Below are 17,918 nucleotides of genomic sequence, written 5' to 3'. Positions count from 1 at the left end.
GGATAGTTCTATCCCCTATTATCGTTGTGATGAATCTCGGCAAATATAGTTTTTATATCTTTCCCAGGTCAGCTCGTATCTTATTCAGCTCGACCATGATATCGTCGTAGATCCCGGGAGTCCATTTATCAAACATGGAGTAAACAGGAGCAGCCGCCTTGTTAAAAGCAGCAGCATCCACTTCGTGAAACCGAACACCAAGATCCTGAAGCTTTTTCGCGTATTCCGATTCAAGTTCTATAGTTGCTTGGAGGTTATCCTCTCCTCCAAGGTCAATTTCTTCCTGGATTATTTTTTGCTGCTCAGGGGTGAGGCTATCCCAGCACTTTGTCGATATACAAACCGCGGAAACACCGAGAAGGTGTCTTGTCAATGAATATTCTTTAACGTTTTCGTACTGTTTTGTTCCGTAATACGTCATAATCGATCCTTCGACACCGTCGATTACCCCCTGCTGAATGGCAGCGTAGGTATCGGGATACGGCATGGCAACGGGATTTCCGCCAAGGGCTTCAATCGTAAACGTGTATAACTGACTTGTCGGAACTCTGAGTTTTACGCCTTTCATATCCTCCGGAGTTTTGATTACCTTGTTCGTCATCATGCTTCTGAAGCCGAAGAGCCAGTCAAGAGAGAGGACCTTAATTCCCAGTTCTTCAGCCTTCGTATTCAGGTTTTGAACAAGTGGAGTTCTTACCATGGCAAGATATTCATCAAACGACTGGTACAACATAGGACCTGTTACTGCATTATAATCGGGAACATAGTCACCGAGAAAATTTACGCCATCAACGAGAATCCAGTCTGATCCATTCACCACCTGTTCCATTCCATCTTTGCCAATGGGGAGCGTACCGCCGGTAAACAGCTGAAGCTCTAAAGTACCATTGCTTCTTTCATTAATGTTTTTAATAGCTTTAACCAATGACTTCGCAGTCTGCTCATTGTCGACAAACTTTGTACTCACTTTGATGACACGGGGCTTTGCCTGTTTCTTAGCAGCACCCACAGATCCCTTATCCGAATTGCCGCAGCCAATAAAAAAGATAGAGAGCATAACGACTGCAAGAGTACAAGATAGAGCCTTCATCCCGAATCCCAAAACAGAACAAGTCTTACACTTTTCGGGCCGGCAAAATTTTCTCTCACATGAGATGTTTCTCATGACATCACCAGCCGCATTAATAATTTTTTTCATACTACCCCTCCGAAAGATTTACATCTGCACACCCCTAACAGGCAGCGATCTCCTATTATAGGGCAGAATGAACAGTTGTCAAATTATGATTAACAAAATTTTAACATAAATCTAACATCGATCTAATATAGCACAGCCTTTTGGCTGTTTACGGGAATAGAAAGTGTGCTTCTTCACCCACCAGGATTCGGAACACTACATAAAACGTAATTCACTTGATGAAGTAGATAGGTTGATCACCGATGACTCCCCGAACCTGGAATGTACAACCCGGATCGAGGAGTTCGGCAGAAGGGACGGGATGCTTTGGGCCAATACGGCCCAATAATTTCAATTCCTGGGATTATTACCAGAATTAATCTTCAAGCCCAACGAGGAATTCGCAATGGCGCGCCAATCCACCAGCTTGAAGTTCTGCTTGCTTTTCTCCTGCCCATCGAAATTCACATCGTCCTGGACAATAAAGAAACCATCGGGGAACAGACCGGGGATGCCATAGCTGAGGACTTCAATTCCATCGGTATCGCTTACCCCGTCAATCACAGGACCATCGACAATCCGAAAGCTCCCCGCATAGGACCCGTCTTCTCTGTCGTACACGGCATAGCTATCGGTCCCCTGGCTGGAAACGAGGACGTAGCCCCCTCCGTTGTCCCCGACATATAAAGCCACCCCCTCAAGGTCCTTGTGGATGTAGGGATTTTCGCTAATTTTTTGGATACTTTTGGGTTCGTTCGAAGCATCAGGGGCCGCATCTACCTTCCATAAACCGACATTTTCTTCGGCAATATAGAGTTCATCCTTCTGGTCATCGGCAGCTATACCTTCGCAAACCCCGCCGAAGGCGTAGGTCTTCACTTTCCTTCCCGAAACCTTCCCCATCCCGTTGTCCACAAGTTCCCACTGCTCAACGGTTCCGTCGTATAGACCACACACAGCGTAGAAGCGGCCGGTAGAGCAGCTATGATACAAACTGAAGCCGTAGACCTCCGTGCTACCGGGGCCGCTGGTAAGAGTACCGTCGTCAATTCTGGTAAGAGATCGGTCCTCTGGGTTGATGGCAAATACCTGGATGGAATTTTCCGCACGATTGGTGCTTCCGGCTATATCGACCTTTGCATCTCCAAAAGGGAAGTCATACCTAACATCTACGTTATTGGATTTTCCGACCTGCAGAAAGTGAAGCTCGTTGCCGGAAAGGTCATATATCCGTAAACCTCCGCGCTTCTCATGCTTATCGGTGCCGATGATGATACTCAGCGCAGGATCCTCGGGGTGAACCCAGATCGCCGGATCATCGGCCACATCACCGAACACCGGTACCGATCCGGTTTCCCGAGCAGCCTGTGCAGAAGCATATGTCAATTCTGACTCAGGTCCAGGGGCTGTATCGCTACTCCGATGGCAAGCTGTAAGCGCAAGAAGAGAGAGGAATGGAAGAATTCCCAGCACCAGTGACCATAGCCTTGTACGTCTTTCTTTCATAGGAATACGAAACCTCTATCGCTTGTTCGCCGACCCAGGCGTTGCGGTAAGCTGATTCGAATGGGTGTCAGAACCATCGGGAAAAGAGCCGTAGGTATACACACCTTCGGGATCACCCTCGGGAATTTCCGGGGTTTCCAGGACCGCAATCACCTTTGAGCCATGCATCAGGGTAAGCGTATCTCCAGAATCATCCACAGACATACAATCCGCAGGGTCCTCTCCCGTCTGCTTATTTTCCCCTGGAGTCGTTATAACTAAGGCATCGGCGGATACATTGGAGATGTTATTTCCCAAGGTTGGAAGTTCCCAATCTTCCACAGACCCGTCGTCTTCTATATCCGGAGGAGCGATAATCAACACAAAGGCTTTGGCAGAGACTTTGAGATCTTTTTCGGGAAAAACAAAGGCCTTATCCATTTTTTCCCCACTTTTGATGGACCATTCACCGGCTTTGAGGGTAACAGGCCTGTCTCCGCCGTTGTACAACTCAACAAAATCACTTCCATTTGCACCTACTTCATTGATCGTCAGGTTTCCAGCCCCTGAGCACCCCACCAACAACGCTGCGGTAAGGGCCGCAATCCATACGACATGGCTTTTCATGATTCAACTCCTAAAATCAGGTATTAAGGGAATTTTATGACATAGGTTTATACCTGTTTACATGAGCTTTTCATGAGATTATCGACAGAATTGCCCCGCCTAAAGAAGGCTCTCTGTACTATGCAATGATTTACTCCTCCGCAGCCAATTTCATTCCGTTTCCATGACGCCCCGTTTAGGTCATACCCAATATTGATGATTTTAATTTAATTAGTTAATATTAAATAAAGAAGCTGATTCTAACACTCATGATGATATCTGGCAAAAGAGTGTATCTTGCTATTGGCAAACGCAACCAGAGCATATCTATCTATTGGTTTTCGAACGCTCATAGAACATACGGAGGAGAATTTTCATGGACAATACAATCATCCTGAGAATCGAAGATATGTCGTGCGGGCACTGTGCGGTAACGGTACAGGAGGCACTATTATCGGTGGAAGCGGTAAAAAAGGCCAAGGTCAGCCTACGAAAAAAAAAGGCCAAAGTGATCGCCGATCCCGCAGTTCGTGCCGAAGATCTGATAAAGGCGGTCGGTGCGACAGGATACCGGGCCTTTCCCAAGGCATGAGTAAACGGCTTTGACTATGAAAGGCTCCCTGAGAAGCCCCCGGAAGTTCACGTGCTGTACGACAAAATATGTATACATTGGTCGTTCCGGCGGAAGATATATGGGAGATATATATTGACATCTTCATATAGTTTAAGCTATTAATATTAGCCATGATTAACGAAACATCGGCAGAGATAGAGTATCCAAGCTGGGAAAGCTACGAGGCCCTTCTCCGGCATGGCCCTGACGACGTGGAAAAGGCCGAAAGCTTCTGGGACTCCAGAGCAAGGCAATTCAACAAACATCAAATTGAGGGAAAAAGCCGCCTTCACGAACATACAGTCACTTCCCTGGTTCATCGAGAACTGATCACACCAGGCAGCAGTATCCTCGAGATAGGCGCGGGATCAGGACGATACACCCTTCCCCTGGCAAAGGTAAGTGGACATGTTACCGCCACCGATATATCCGCACAGATGCTGGAGCATCTTAAGGAAAATGCCGCCGCTGCAGGTTTGAGCAATATCGATACACGCAAGCTTGACTGGAACACCATCGAACTCGGCACACTTGGTTTCGAAAAGCAGTTTGATCTTGTTTTTGCGGCCATGTGCCCGGCAGTACGAAGTAAAAACGGCCTTGAGAAAATGAGCCGTGCCTCAAGCCGTAGTTGCGTAGTTGCCCAGTTCATCGAAAGCAGAGCTCCGGTCAGGCAAAAGAGCACGTCCCCCGAAGCAGCATCGGGTCGCCATGACCCTCACAACGACCGGGACGCCCTCTACGCCATGTTCAATCTGCTGTGGCTTCAGGGATACACCCCGGAAATTCGCTATAAAAAAGAGACAGAGACAAACGGGGCCAGCACTACCCTGGCACTGATATCCTGGGAAGTGCAGTAACAGCGTATATTCCTCAGAAAGGAATATGCAGAAGCGGCTATTTCCTTCCGATAGTCAAATCCAACTCACCGCCGAGGGGAAAAGAAACGGGCTTAGTCCTAACCCTTGTAAAACCGGCTTTGATCATCGCATTGGGAATATCGTCTTGGGAAAGGGAAAGATCGGTGGAAGCAAGACAGCTTGGCAACCAACTTAGCACCATGCCCGCAGGTTTTGTATCTTCGTCGGTGAGCCCCTCATGAAGCGAAACAAAGACTCCTCCAGGCGTTAAAGCCGTGTAGATTTTCTCGCACACAGAAGCCAGTTGGTCCTTGGCAAAGTTCAGGGTCCCCTTTGTAAAAATAAGGTCATAGCCGCCGCCTATGGGATCCGAGATGTAATCGCCGCCGATAGTCGTAATTCTCTCTTCCATATGATATTCACGAATGATCTCCCGAGTGAATTTCACGATCGCCGGTTTATCAAAGACAACACCGCTTAATGAGGAATTCCGATTGACAATTGCGATGGCATCCATGCCGTGGGCACCGCCGAGATCAAGCATATTTCTCATCTTCGGGAACTCCGGCAGCCGTTCTATCTCCTTGGCAACAAGCTGGGAAACACCGGATCGAGCGAAATTTCTCATCTCCTTGATGTACTGGGAAAACATGGCTTCAGGAACATCGGTGCTATCCTGCGCCGGTATTGGTCCATTCTGAATAAGGGTTTTCATCTGCTCTCTGCTCCTGAGGTTCCACTGTTCATTCAGAAGGAGAAAACCTCCCAGATAGCTCTCTTTGCCCTCAACGAGAAAGGTGTCCGCCAATTCCGTATTTATATATGCGCCGTGCTCCTTTCGCAAAAGGCCGAGAGAGCAAAGGGCATTCAAGAAAAGCTCGGTATTGGGCCCATGGGTTCGGAGAATAGAAGCGATCTCCGCCGCTGTCCTCTTTTCAGCCGTGTGCGTGAAAAGATTGAACTCCACTGCGGTAATCAGAAGCCATGAGCGTATAGCACCGGATTGAAGCTGAAAAAGCTCCTTCGATTCAACACGAATTTCAGGTAGGTCCATCGTTTTCTCCTTATTCACTTCCCAGACCCCACAAGAAGGGTTGAAACAAGCGGAGCAATCTTCACCCCGAGAATGACAAATAACGCGATAATAAAGGTTTCAAGCCCGGCCCGCAGACTTATCTCCTTCATCAGAAAGGCAGCTCCGATATCCGTAAGTACACATACACATAAGGCCCCAAGGACGCCAAATTTAGAAAAGACAAATACCATGAGCAGCAGAAGGGGGATTGAGAAAGCGGCCCCCAAAAGAACGGTCACAAGCATTGGGGCAGAAGAATAGCTTTTGAGAATATGCATCATCCCAGCCATACGGGGACAAACCACAAAAAGGCCAAAGGCAGAAGCAGAAATTATTAATTCTTTTGTCATTACATTCTCCTTAATCGAATGATGAAAGACTGTCGCATACGTGTACGTTTCACGTCTTCCTTCTACATACATCCATTGCTATTGTGATACCGTATTCCAGAGGATCCACAACCTCAAATCCATACATAGTCACCTCATTACGAATCTCTCCTGCTTCAGGAAGTACCTCCAGGCCCCGCAGATGGCTGCCAAGCCAGCCGATAACCAGGGGCTGCGGTTGGGTACGGTCGCAAGTCGTGGCTCCACAGATACTGACAAAAAGTCCGCCGGGGACAAGGGCATCCCTGATCCGCGGGATTACCACAGGGAACCGTCCCTTGGCAAACTGTATCGAGGCAACAGCTATAATAAGGTCGTATTCAGTTCCGATATCGTCACTGAGATAGTCCCCTGCAAGTATCTCGGGACGGTTACCCTGCGGCTCCGTAGTGTGGGCCTCAATATTTTTGCGGGCAACAACCGCGACCTCCGGTGATTCGAAGAGGAAACAGCGGCAGGAAGGATAGTGCAGGGCAAGGGCCAGGGCAATCATCCCGGAACCGCCCCCAAGATCCAAAATCCGGTCCGGTCCTTTCTCAGGAAAAAGCCGCACGATAGTTTCACAAACCTCTTTCGCCCGTCCGGCGCGCTGTTCAGCGACCGAAAGTTCGGCAAGGCGGGCAAAATCGAAGATATCGGAGCCTCTGTTTTCACTAACGACTTCAGCATCAGGGCCACGGCGGACATAATCCGACAAGCCATCAAAAGAGGTGAAGCGATCCCTGAAAAGCAGGTATTCTCCCATGTAAAGCTCTCTCCCCTTCACGAGATAGAGCTCGGATAGCGGGCTGTTTTTAAAACAGGAATTCTTCTTCGAAACGAGCCCGAGGGAAACCAAGGCGTTGAGCAGATATTCGGTATTCCGCTCATCATATCCTCGCCTACGGGCAAATTCGTGTGCAGAAATATCCTCACAGAGTCCGGAAAAGATATCCATTTCAATCGCAGTAAAAAGGAGGGAAGCTCTTTTCGCTCCCAAAGCAATTTCGTGAAGAGGCCCAGGGCTCACATCGGGATACAGGAACAGATCCACGAGGTCCCCCTGACAGACAAAGCCGCTACCGAGGCACGTACGATAATGAAAAGACGCTTTCTTTGCATATATCTCTACCCTGAATGTATCATAACTAATTATATTAGCTATGGCTAATAATAACATCAATGGGGGCTTTGTCAAGTGAGCACAACGCAATTATCCTAGTTGGCCTTCTCCCACTCTTTCTCTTTTAAGTTTGTATAGATATAGATGATCGCCGAGACGGATGAGAAGAGAAACATAATGACCGAAAGAGCCGCGGCTATTTCATAGTTCGAATATTCGGAAAATTGCTTTCGCAAGTACACACCAAGCATGATCGGATTATTACCGCCCATGACAAACGGGGTAGTAAAAGAGCTGACATTACTCATAAAGATGAAGGTCATCGCAACCATTACATCTTTAAAAGAGAGAGGAAGAATCATGTTGAGGAAAACGTTGATCTTCCTGGCCCCCACATCACGCGCGCTTTCCACCATAGAATCGGGAATACTTGAGAGTGCAGCCACGATGATCATGGTCGCAAAGGCAATATTGAACCAGAGGTTCATCAAAATGATCCCACGGGCATTGTACATGAGGCCGGGCTTAAAATTATACCCGAACAGCCTGGAGACGCGATTGAGAAAACCGGAGTCCCGTATGATGGTTATCATGGCATAGACGGCAACGAGACTAGGGACAAAACGAGGCAGCAGGTAGATTGTTCCGATAAACTTACTTATTTTTGTGTCGTAAAAACGGAGATACAGGGCTAATACATATGAGATGAGAATGGATAAGACGACGGTAACAACCACAATCCAGAGTGTGTAGGCAATATTTTCCATCGAGACATCATCGGTGAGTAAGAAAACGTAATTCGCTAAGGTAAAACTGCCGTCCTCCGGGGAACTGAAGCTGCGAATAACCGTATTGATTATGGGATACACAATGATACCCATAGTAAGCAGCAGCGCAGGTGCCAGCATTAATGCAATATAGAGATTTGTTTTCCATTTCGGTTTTCTCATATGTCACTCCCCCTTCAGATATCCGAAATCATCCGGTATCCCGACTAGTTCGGAATACCGGATGGACATGTCGCTCACGGCAAGCGAGCTATATTCTTATCCCAATACTGATTTCGCACATCTCCAAGCTTGCCATTGGAAATGACGGAAAAACCCGAAATATCGAGATCCTTGACCATTGTCTTATATGTAGAGTCGATGAGCGATGCATCAATGACAGGTACGGCAAAGATGGTTTCAAGACAAATTTTCTGAGCCGCGGGAGAAATCATGAAGTTAATGAAGTCGTACGTCTTTTCCGCTCCCCCACCAATATTCGGGACAGCAAGAACAACATCCGTACCATTGAGGGCGGGAGTAAGTTGATAAATTTTCGTGCTCTCAGGCAATATGCCTCGTGAGATATTCGTCAGCACCTGGTCGGCCCACGCAGGAATCAGGTCGACCTCTTTGTTGATCAAAAGATCCAGCGTACCCTGATTTTTGTTCGGATATACGACCTTTCCGCCGGACGTATACAGATAGGGATGGATGCTTTTCAGCCAGTCCCAGCCGGGGCCCCATTGCTCCACCCACTTTTCGTCGGTCGAGACCTTTGCTTCGGGAGGAAGATCCTTATAGAGAGCAAGATTCACAAAGCCGGCTCCGGAACCGCCCGAGCCCGGAGGATTATAGGCAAATCTTCCCGGATGAGATGTAATCCATGCATCAAGCTCCGCCCATGTCTTCGGAGGATTGGGCAGGCGTACGGAATCGTAGGCCATGACAACGGTGGTTCCCCTGTAGGGTACAACACAGTCGGTAAAAAAACCTGATTTCATTTTGACGTTTGCATAATTAGGGATTTTACTGAAATCGAGGGGCACAAAAAGGTCGCCGCCTGCCTTGTCCACATAGGAAGCAAGGGCAGAGCCATTTTCTGCAAGCAGATCAAAATCGGTATCGGTTTTGCCTGCCAGCTTGGCAGCAGCGATGCGGTCGCTTAGGGTCTGCCCTCCCGAACCGGACATGACGAACTGCAATTCAACCACACTGGTGGACCCGGGCTTGGCATTGTACTCATCAATGAGCTTTTCAAACAGCATCCGTACATTGTCGGAACCTGTGGCCCATAACGTTACCTTGGGCTTTCCGCCCCCGTTACCGGCTGCGCTGCCTTCTCTCTGTCCGCCTGCAAATAGCGTGAACGGAGAAAGCATCAAGAAACAAAGAACTGCACAAACACATAGCTTTTTCATTTTTCTTTTCATTTTTCCCTCCTAAAAAGAAATCAGATGTTTCTGAGATCAGATGGCTCTTTTTTAACCTCCTTTTCGTCTTGAGAACTCTATGCTCTTTGAATAGGAAAGAGAGACCTTCTTACCAGGATGGAATTGCTCGGCACTTTCACCGACGATAAAGGACTTTAGGATGCCATATTCGGTATCCAGCGTTACTTCACTATAGTGCCCCAGTATCATAACGGCCCTAATGGTACCGGCAATCCCCCCCGCCTCAGAAGAAACGATAGTGATATACTCCGGGCGCACCGCTATCGTTTTATCTTCCATTTCTATGAAGTTCATATCGCCGATAAAATCGGCGACGTAGTGATTTATCGGCTTATCGTAAATTTCAGCGGGGGTACCAACCTGCTCGAAACTTCCTTTATTCATCACCACAATTCTGTCGGATAAGGCCATGGCCTCCTCCTGATCGTGAGTGACAAAGACCACGGTGATATTCAGGTCCAGTTGTATCTTGCGTAATTCCTCCCGCATCTGAGAACGTATCTTGGCGTCAAGCGCGGAAAAGGGTTCATCCAGCAAGAGGACATCGGGTTTCAACAGGAGTGACCGGGCTATGGCAACCCGCTGCTGCTGACCGCCCGACATTTGGCCCGGATATTTTTTCTCCATGCCGGTAATCTTTACGAGTTCCATCATCGCCATAATCTGCCTACGTCTTTCCACCTTGGGAATCTTTCGCAGCTTCAAACCAAATTCCATATTTTCATACACGGTCATATGGGGCCAAAGGTTATAGCTTTGAAACACCATGGCGGTAGGGCGCCTTTCCGGCGGCAGATGTTCAATATTTTTATCGTCTATAAGTACACTTCCTTCGGTACACTCAAGGAATCCTCCGATGGTTCGCAGAATCGTTGTCTTCCCGCAGCCTGAAGGCCCAAGAAGTGTCACCAGTTCCCCTGTTTTTACCTTTAGATTGATGTTTTCAACCCCGTCGCCGTTTTTGTATTTCTTCGTCATATTACGGATCTCAAGCTTTACTTCATTGGTCATACGATTATCTCCCTTCAGAAATCATGAAAAAGTACTATTCCATCTTGAAGCCTTTTGAAATCGTGTCTGCGCCGACATATTTCCTCAGCAGCAACAGGAGGATAAGGTTCGGAATAATAAGAATAAGCGCGAAAACGGCACCTGCCGTTGCCGGATAATCAAGAATCACACCGTACATTTCCACCGGCATTGTTCGATATCTGGGAAGACCGACGAGAAGCGTTCCCTGGTTCTCCCCAAGCGATGCGATAAAAGTAAACATTGCGGCAACCGCAATACCCGGCCAGGCCATGGGAAGCGTCACATGAAAAAACGTGCGTATGGGACCGGCACCGGCATCCCTTGCTGCTTCCTCCTGCTGCCGTGGTATGCTGCGAAAGGCCCCCGCAGGCAACCATATCATCAACATCATCGAACCGAGCATATGAATCAGAAGGACCCCAAGGAAGGTGCCCATTAGATTGATTTTATAAAATATGATTCCCATGGAAATAAAGAGACCAAGATGGGGAAAGGCATTCCCGAGCAGAAACGACAGCATGACGATTTTCCTTCCCGGAAAATCATATCGGGCAAGGACATAGGCGGCGGGGAGACATATTGCAAGAGAAAGAGCAGTTGTAATAAAAGCAATGATAAACGACAAAGAGATGGAACTTACAAGGCTTTTCTGACTTAATACATATGCCCACCACTTCAGGCCGAACGTTCTCGGCAGAACCCACGGTACCTCATATGTATCCGCAAATGCCAGCATGAACATATGCAACAGCGGACCATAGAAAAAAAGAATAAACACAATAAGAACCATGAATTCGATGAATTTTCTGTATCCCATCATGTGAACCCACCGTTTCGGATTTAGGAACTTCATAACCTGGACCACCACCTTTTCATACGCTTTCATTCTCTCCTCTAAAATCCCAAAAGATGCTTTCTGATTGCTTTTGCCATGACGACCTTTCGCGTCGTTACATTTTCCACCCTGCAGGAAAGGAATCGAACAAGCTCGTTTTCATCATTAACCGTCCAAACCGAGAGGGGAATGCCCTTCTTTTTTAAATCGTCTATGTTTTCATCTTTCAAATATTGGTACGGAACGTTGACTCCCCTGACTTTGTGCCTCAGGCACATCTCCGAAATAAGACCGATATGGGGAGTGATACCGGGAATACGTTCAAGTAAGTATTTCCACGGCCTGGCATAAAAGCTTTGATGCGATGGCTGTAGCGCTTCACTGCGAACAAGCTGGAAATAGACAGATTCAAGAATATTCTCGGCATTCAGGTAAACGGTGGACATCTTCGTAATTTCCGGGTGCTTTTCAAGATATGGGAGCGTAATGAGCCCGGTCAGGATCAGACGATCTGAACCTATACCGAAACGGGAAGCTAAGGAGATCACTTCAAGGGGAAGGTTATCCTCCTTAAGGTCACAGTTTATGCGAATTTCGGGATGGTGCCGAAGTAATTCAAATATCTCCGATAACTGAGGATGTGAACCATAACCATTCTGTTCCCATTCATTGTGCGAAAGTATCAAAACGGAATTCTTATCTCTACGAACATCAACCTCAAAAGCGTCGGCACCCAGGGCAATACTCTTTTGGGCCGCCTCAAGAGAATTATCTTTTGTTCCGTCGTTTCCCGTATGCCCAGTTATCATCGGACCATCCATGCTGAATTTCCTGTATCATAGGTTTGTACAACCGGTTGTATTTTGGTCTAAAAAAATACAACCGGTTGTATTGACTCTATGATACCACACATCGTAGAATGACGAAAGTTTTTTTCATTTGTATGAGCCTTCTAAGAGATTTTCATGAGGAGATGGAAATGCCTGTTAGATTAATTGATATTGCCCATCTCATGGGGGTTTCGAAGTCGACTGTGTCCCGGGCGCTCCAGGGGTCCCCACGCGTAAAAGAAGAGACCAGGCGTCTGATCATGGAAAAAGCTCGGGAAATGAATTATCGTCCCAACTCGCTGGCAAAGGCAATGGCAACAAAGAAATCCGGCATCATAGGATTTCTTATGTACAGAAAATCTCCGCCATATGTTGCACACACATTCTTCGGCCCCGTACTTGACGGCGCAATAGCACAAGCGGCGGAACAAGGTTATCACATTATCCTTGCCGCAGCAGACGATATAGAAAACACCTTTGATGAATACTTCATACAGGACAGCATAGATGGGGCAATGATCGTCTCATTTTATCCCAATGAGGTTATTAAGGAATTCGAAAAGAGAAAAATACCACTGGTTGTCATCAACAACGTAGTGGATTCCAAGAAAAATACATTCATTATCGACGATAATTACCAAGGCGCCTGCAGCATCATGGAACATCTTATAAAGGAGCGGGGGCATACCAAGATTGTGCATATCAACGAAGACCTGAACCACCCAAGTTTCAGCATCAGATATCGTGCGTATCTCGATATGCATAAGCGGTACAATATTCCCGTATTCTCAGAACCCTATCGAGCAAAACACACGACTTTCCAGGAAGGAATCAGCATGATGCAAAGGATCCTTCATCAAAGGGATCTTCCCACCGCTGTTTTTGCGGCAACAGATACCCTGGCCCTCGGAGCCATTCATGCAATACAAAGAGAAGGTCTCAACGTTCCGAAAGATATCGCCGTGGCAGGCTATGATGATATTGAAGCCGCCGCAATGAGCAATCCGGCACTAACGACAATAGCCGTCGACAGGGGGCAAATCGGCAGGGCCGCAGTACAGTCGCTTATACAACAGATCGCCGATTCGGAAAAAACAGGCCGGATCATTACCATAAACAATCAATTAATCATCCGCGAGTCCACATAGAAGATAGGAGCTGCCCCGGGGAAGGGGCAGTAACCTCATGGTCTACTTGCTAAATTCCGGCAGCTTTCGTGGTATCAACGGTTCCCTTCTCAAGCGGGCAATGGCCTCGGCGGCGGCTTCTGCCGCACTCGTGGTCGTCGTATAGGGAATATGAAGACGCATGGCCTCACTTCTAATCTCATCGTCACCACGCCGTGCATTGCTTCCCATGGGGGTATTTATCACCAAGGCTATCGTTCCCCTTCGAAGGTGGTCGATGATGTTGGGGTGGCCTTCATGGACCTTCAGAATGACCTCGCTCATGATGCCGTTGCGAAAAAGGTCCCAGGCGGTCCCACGGGTAGCGGCTATTCGAAAGCCCATATCCGCAAGTCGGCGGACAGTGGGAAGTATGGTTCTCCTGTCCCGTCTGTTGACGGAAACAAAGACGGTTCCATCGACCGGCAGAATGTTTCCGGCCGCGATTTCCGCCTTTGCAAAGGCCTCGCCGAAATCGGCACCGAAGCCGGCGACCTCACCTGTCGAACGCATTTCAGGCCCGAGCAGGGGGTCAAAATCCGGAAATCGTTCACTTGAAAAAACGGCCTCTTTCACCGCCCATCCGACGACACAGTGCCCCTCACCGATGCCGCCTTCTCCGATGACACCCTGAGAGGAAAGAGTTTCGCCGCTCCAAATTCCCACGGCCAGATCGAGCAGGTCGACCCCGGAGGCCTTGGAAAGGAACGGAACGGTACGTGAGGCGCGGGGGTTAACTTCTATAAGGTAGAGCTCTCCGTCCCTCACGGCGAACTGGATATTGAGGAAGCCGACGATCGGGAGCTCCCGGGCGATTATGAGGGCGGCCTGCCTCATCTGACGGTGCATCTCAGGCAGCTGCTTCCAGGCAGGAAAGACGGCAGCGGAATCTCCCGAATGAACCCCAGCCGCCTCGATGTGCTGCATGATCCCCCCAATATAGATCGACTGGCCGTCGCTGACCGCATCAAGGTCATACTCAAAGGCATCCTCAAGAAAACGATCGACAAGAATGGGGCGGGAAGCGCTCATCGGGGGCTTGGTTTCCAGAAAGGCTTCAAGCTCTTCAGGGCCGTAGGCGATATACATGCTTCTTCCGCCGAGGACAAAGGAGGGGCGCAGCAAAACCGGATAGCCAAGATCCGCCGCAGCATCCCGTATCCCGGCAGCGGTCGAAGCGCTCCGGTTATCGGGCTGCCGAAGTCCCAGCTTGCGAACCAGGTCCGCAAAGGAGCCCCGCCCTTCGGCCCTTGAAATAGAGGACGATGCCGTTCCGATAATGTTTGCACCGGCGGCCTCAAGTTCTTCAGCAAGGTTAAGCGGGGTTTGTCCCCCGAGCTGTACCACAACATCGCGAATCTGCTCTTTGTCCATAATGGAGAGCACCTCTTCCGCAGCAAGGGGCTCAAGGTAAAGCCGATCCGAACTGTTGTAGTCGGTGGAGACGGTTTCGGGATTTGCATTTACCATGATGGTACCAACCCCGCGGTTCCTCCAGGCAGCCGATGCCATGGTGCAGCAGGTATCGAACTCCAGTCCCTGCCCGATTCTGTTTGGTCCCGATGCAAGGATCAGGACCCGGCGAGAGCCTTCGAGAAAGCCTCCTTCATCCTTCTCTCCCCAGGTCGAGTAGAAATAGGGGGTCTGGGCAGCGAACTCTCCCGAACAGGTATCAACCAGGTGGTAGGAAGGCCGTATATCGCTGCGCTTTCGCAGTGCAGAGATTGCAGCAGGTTCCAGCCCCGCAAGCCCGGCAATCCGGCGATCGCTGAGCCCCATGCGCTTTGCGGAAAGAAGCAGATCGCCCCCCTCCCCGTCCGATGAAAGCCCTCCGGCGGCAATCTGCTGTTCCAAGCCGCTCTGCTCGAGGAGTTGGGAAAGGAACCAGGAATGAAAGCCGCTGACGGAAGAGACCGCTTCAATGGACCGGCCCTGTCCCAAAAGCGTCAGGGCGGCGCGAAGTCGCTTTGGGTGCGGAGAGGCAAGGATCCTGTCGGCATCGGCGATCAGCTCAGGAGATTCAAAGGGTTCCAGCCCCTCATGTCCCTCTTCGAGGGAGCGGAAGGCCTTATTAAGGGCTTCCAGGAAAGAGCGGCCAAGGGCAAGGGCCTCTCCCACGCTTTTCATCCTGGTACCGAGGAGCTGGTAGCCGGAAGGGAATTTGGCGGTTTCAAACCGGGGGACTTTGACGGCACAGTAATCGAGTACAGGCTCGAAACAGCTTGCCGTCTTTCCCGTAATCTCATTGAGGACCTCATCAAGGGTGTAACCGACGGCGAGCTTCGCCGAACAGCGGGCGATAGGAAAGCCGGTGGCTTTGCTGGCAAGGGCCGAGGAACGGGAGACTCGAGGGTTCATCTCGATCACAACCATGCGCTCACCATCCTTCGGCATGGCGAATTGTACGTTACTGCCGCCGCAGTCCACACCAACGGCACGAAGAATATCGATGGCAGCGGTCCGCATACGCTGGTACTCTATCTCGGTAAGGGTTTGGGCCGGGGCAACCGTCACGCTGTCCCCGGTATGCACCCCCATGGGATCGACATTTTCGATGGAGCAGACGACTACCGCGTTGTCGGCCTTATCCCGCATCACTTCCAATTCGAATTCCCGCCAGCCGATAAGCGATTCCTCAACAAGGGCGGTACCCACGGGACTCTCCCGCAGGGATTCGGCGAGGAGACTCTCCAACTCCTCCAGGCTATTCGCAACCCCTCCTCCCTTGCCTCCCAGGGTGAAACTGGGACGAACAATCAAAGGAAAGCCCGTCTGTTCGGCAAAGGCAAGTCCCTCATGCATCTCTCGGCACAGGACGGAAACGGGAGACTCAAGGCCGAGGGAGGCAACAACCTCCTTAAAACGGCCCCGGTCTTCGGCCAAATCGATGGACTCCATAGAAGCACCGATAATCTCGACGCCGAAGCGTTCGAGGACCCCGGCACGAGCAAGCTCGCCGGCAAGGTTGAGGGCGGTTTGCCCCCCCATGGTGCTCAGTAAAGCGTCGGGACGCTCCCTCTCAATGATCACGGTCAGGCTCTCAAGGCTTAGGGGTTCGAGGTAAATGGCATCGGCACTACCCGGTGTTGTCATAACCGTGGCGGGATTCGGATTTACCAGAACGACACGATACCCCTCTTCCTTGAGGGCCCTGACCGCCTGGTTTCCGGAATAGTCGAACTCACAGGCCTGGCCGATGACGATAGGGCCGCTGCCGATGATCAAAATAGTATGTATATCCTCTCTCGCGCTCATGGGTGCACCTCGTTTTTATTCTGTAAAAGCGTATCGATCCAGCGATCGAATAGGATCGTCGCCTCTCTCGGTCCCGGAGAGGCCTCGGGATGGAACTGAACGGATGAGGCTGCCAGATGTTTATGCATGATACCTTCAACCGATCCATCGTTGGCATTCACATGGCTCACCACAACATCTTCGGGAAGAGAATCGGGATCGACCTCAAAGCCGTGATTCTGGCTCGTCACATAGACACGTCCCGTGGCCATCTCCCGTACGGGATGATTAGCGCCGTGATGGCCAAAGGCCATCTTTCTTGTCTTACCTCCCAGGGCCGTGGCGAGGAGCTGGTGTCCCAGGCAAATTCCGAAAACGGGAACCTTGCCGACAAGACCGGCAACAGTTGCAATCTCACGATCGAGAACTGCAGGATCACCAGGACCATTTGATAAGAGCACACCATCTGGATGCAGAGAAAGTACTTCTTCCGCAGTTGAAACAGAGGAAAGAACAACAACGTCGGAACCGCAACGCTTCAACTCCCGAATGATACCGCCCTTCACCCCGTAATCAATCAAAGCGACCCTAACCTTCGCCTCGTTCGCAGAAAAATTCTTTTCGACGGCCGCAGGCCCTTTCTCCGTTCCGCTTTTGCGCGCAAGAGCCTGCCCCTCCATGGAAGGGATGGCCCTGACGCGCTTCAGGGCCCCATCAAGCCAGCTATCGGAAGGGAACCGGGCGTCTTCATTGAGGCGAAAAAGCATTCCGTTGCGGCTTCCTCCATCCCGCAGGCTGATGGTCAAAGCCCTGGTATCCACGCCGCAAATTCCGCAGATGCCGTAGCTCTCAAGAAAATGAGAAAAGGAGATTCGACCGGCCGGGATCGGTCCGCTGTAGAGATTTCTGACGACAACCGCAGCGGCCTTTGGACGAAAACGCTCATTTCGATCAATAGAAACACCGGTCTCACTCCAATCTTCATCACAGCCGTAGTTGCCAATATGGGCAGAGGTAAAAACAAGAATCTGCCCCGCATAGGAAGGATCGGTTACCATCTCATGATACCCGCTCATGCTGGTATTAAACACAACCTCTCCAGCAGCGTTTTTGCTTGTTTCCTTCGGAACATCATCCAGCAACGGAGCAGGGGATCCAAAACCATTACCCGGAAACCAGCTTCCGTCGCTCAGTAAAAGCAGCGTGTTGCTCACAGTCGCCTCCCGTATAAAAATACAACGATTTTCGTACAAAATGAATAATTATTCACTTATTGTTGCAAATACTACCTGA

The 17,918-nt window shown here is 49.7% G+C and carries 16 protein-coding genes; 3 read left to right on the top strand and 13 right to left on the bottom strand.

Translation table 11 applies throughout. The features are described 5' to 3' along the window. Positions 1–52 precede the first annotated feature (52 nt). The 3 genes from F459_RS0100655 to F459_RS0100640 all read right to left on the bottom strand — a co-directional run bounded on the left by F459_RS0100655 (position 53) and on the right by F459_RS0100640 (position 3,289). Positions 53–1,198 carry a C4-dicarboxylate TRAP transporter substrate-binding protein gene (locus F459_RS0100655; protein WP_020610809.1) on the bottom strand — a complete coding sequence of 382 codons (1,146 nt, stop codon included), beginning with the start codon at positions 1,196–1,198 and terminating at the stop codon, positions 53–55. A gap of 330 nt (positions 1,199–1,528) precedes the next feature. Next, entirely contained in the window at positions 1,529–2,683 is a 1,155-nt protein-coding gene (locus F459_RS0100645; protein ID WP_026294809.1) for a phytase, read from the bottom strand. A 15-nt stretch (positions 2,684–2,698) separates the two neighbouring features. Then, complete coding sequence (locus F459_RS0100640) at positions 2,699–3,289, bottom strand: lamin tail domain-containing protein (RefSeq protein WP_020610806.1); 591 nt, start codon at positions 3,287–3,289, stop codon at positions 2,699–2,701. A gap of 355 nt (positions 3,290–3,644) precedes the next feature. On the opposite strand from F459_RS0100640, the gene F459_RS0100635 reads away from it, so the two are divergent. Then, positions 3,645–3,860: a cation transporter gene (locus F459_RS0100635; protein ID WP_020610805.1), complete on the top strand. Its 216-nt coding sequence runs from the start codon at positions 3,645–3,647 to the stop codon at positions 3,858–3,860. A 152-nt stretch (positions 3,861–4,012) separates the two neighbouring features. Beyond that, positions 4,013–4,741 (top strand): class I SAM-dependent methyltransferase, encoded by a 729-nt coding sequence (locus F459_RS0100630; RefSeq protein ID WP_020610804.1) that lies wholly within the window; start codon positions 4,013–4,015, stop codon positions 4,739–4,741. Between the two features lie 37 nt (positions 4,742–4,778). Here F459_RS0100630 and F459_RS0100625 read toward each other — a convergent pair whose 3' ends face one another. The 8 genes from F459_RS0100625 to F459_RS0100590 all read right to left on the bottom strand — a co-directional run bounded on the left by F459_RS0100625 (position 4,779) and on the right by F459_RS0100590 (position 12,216). Then, positions 4,779–5,795 carry a methyltransferase gene (locus F459_RS0100625; protein WP_020610803.1) on the bottom strand — a complete coding sequence of 339 codons (1,017 nt, stop codon included), beginning with the start codon at positions 5,793–5,795 and terminating at the stop codon, positions 4,779–4,781. A gap of 14 nt (positions 5,796–5,809) precedes the next feature. Beyond that, the gene (locus F459_RS0100620; RefSeq protein ID WP_013256076.1) at positions 5,810–6,166 is read right to left on the bottom strand and encodes a hypothetical protein; all 357 of its coding nucleotides are present in this window, start codon (positions 6,164–6,166) and stop codon (positions 5,810–5,812) included. 49 nt (positions 6,167–6,215) lie between these two features. After that, entirely contained in the window at positions 6,216–7,238 is a 1,023-nt protein-coding gene (locus F459_RS0100615) for a methyltransferase (protein ID WP_020610802.1), read from the bottom strand. Between the two features lie 164 nt (positions 7,239–7,402). Continuing rightward, positions 7,403–8,257: an ABC transporter permease gene (locus F459_RS0100610; RefSeq protein ID WP_020610801.1), complete on the bottom strand. Its 855-nt coding sequence runs from the start codon at positions 8,255–8,257 to the stop codon at positions 7,403–7,405. A gap of 74 nt (positions 8,258–8,331) precedes the next feature. After that, the gene (locus tag F459_RS0100605; RefSeq protein ID WP_020610800.1) at positions 8,332–9,507 is read right to left on the bottom strand and encodes an extracellular solute-binding protein; all 1,176 of its coding nucleotides are present in this window, start codon (positions 9,505–9,507) and stop codon (positions 8,332–8,334) included. Positions 9,508–9,558: 51 nt separating this feature from the next. Further along, on the bottom strand, positions 9,559–10,539 hold the full coding sequence (locus F459_RS0100600) for an ABC transporter ATP-binding protein (protein WP_020610799.1): 981 nt from the start codon (positions 10,537–10,539) through the stop codon (positions 9,559–9,561). Between the two features lie 34 nt (positions 10,540–10,573). Further along, a complete protein-coding gene (locus tag F459_RS0100595; protein WP_020610798.1) occupies positions 10,574–11,446 on the bottom strand; it encodes an ABC transporter permease in 873 nt (290 codons plus the stop codon). A gap of 8 nt (positions 11,447–11,454) precedes the next feature. After that, complete coding sequence (locus tag F459_RS0100590) at positions 11,455–12,216, bottom strand: glycerophosphodiester phosphodiesterase (protein WP_020610797.1); 762 nt, start codon at positions 12,214–12,216, stop codon at positions 11,455–11,457. A gap of 158 nt (positions 12,217–12,374) precedes the next feature. On the opposite strand from F459_RS0100590, the gene F459_RS0100585 reads away from it, so the two are divergent. Further along, positions 12,375–13,373, top strand: coding sequence for a LacI family DNA-binding transcriptional regulator (locus tag F459_RS0100585; RefSeq protein ID WP_020610796.1), 999 nt, complete (start codon positions 12,375–12,377; stop codon positions 13,371–13,373). A gap of 42 nt (positions 13,374–13,415) precedes the next feature. Here F459_RS0100585 and carB read toward each other — a convergent pair whose 3' ends face one another. Both carB and carA read right to left on the bottom strand, forming a co-directional pair. Beyond that, positions 13,416–16,646 (bottom strand): carbamoyl-phosphate synthase large subunit, encoded by a 3,231-nt coding sequence (gene carB / locus F459_RS0100580; protein ID WP_020610795.1) that lies wholly within the window; start codon positions 16,644–16,646, stop codon positions 13,416–13,418. Next, a complete protein-coding gene (carA, locus tag F459_RS0100575) occupies positions 16,643–17,839 on the bottom strand; it encodes a glutamine-hydrolyzing carbamoyl-phosphate synthase small subunit (protein WP_020610794.1) in 1,197 nt (398 codons plus the stop codon). The genes carB and carA overlap by 4 nt, the downstream gene beginning before the upstream one ends. Positions 17,840–17,918: the final 79 nt, after the last annotated feature.

Source organism: Sediminispirochaeta bajacaliforniensis DSM 16054 (genome assembly GCF_000378205.1).
In the GTDB taxonomy this organism is placed as follows: domain Bacteria; phylum Spirochaetota; class Spirochaetia; order DSM-16054; family Sediminispirochaetaceae; genus Sediminispirochaeta; species Sediminispirochaeta bajacaliforniensis.
This window is presented reverse-complemented; position numbering and strand designations above follow the sequence as displayed.